This is a genomic window from Bifidobacterium sp. UMB1197 (genome assembly GCF_030217745.1).
In the GTDB taxonomy this organism is placed as follows: Bacteria; Actinomycetota; Actinomycetes; order Actinomycetales; family Bifidobacteriaceae; genus Bifidobacterium; species Bifidobacterium vaginale_B.
This window is the reverse complement of record NZ_JASOOL010000033.1, coordinates 1-322: the sequence shown is the minus strand read 5'-3', so window position 1 is coordinate 322 and position 322 is coordinate 1. Positions and strand designations below refer to the sequence as shown.

The window sequence follows — 322 nt, the reverse complement described above, 5'->3', positions numbered from 1 at the left end:
AGCGTGCAGAAAAAATCGAAGGCGGAATGGCTAAAGCAGCAAACGCGCAGCGTGAAGCTGATGAGTTAAAGAGCCAGATGGAAGAAGAACTTGCACAAGCTCAAGCAGATGCCGCAAAAACTCGCGAACAGGCTCGCGCACAAGCTTCCAAGATTGTTGATGAAGCAAGACAGCGTGCAGAAAAAGATGCTGCGAAGATTATTAGTGAAGCTCAGCATTCCATTGAAGCTCAGCATAAGCACGCCATGACTAGCCTCCAAGGAGAAGTCTCGGTACTCGCTGCGGCATTAGCAGGCAAAATTCTTGCGTCTAAGCTAGACGA

At 49.1% G+C, this 322-nt stretch carries 1 protein-coding gene; it reads left to right on the top strand.

Annotated features, from left to right (window positions below):
* A partial coding sequence (locus QP420_RS06490) for a F0F1 ATP synthase subunit B family protein (protein ID WP_481616899.1) occupies positions 1–322 on the top strand: 322 nt, incomplete at both ends.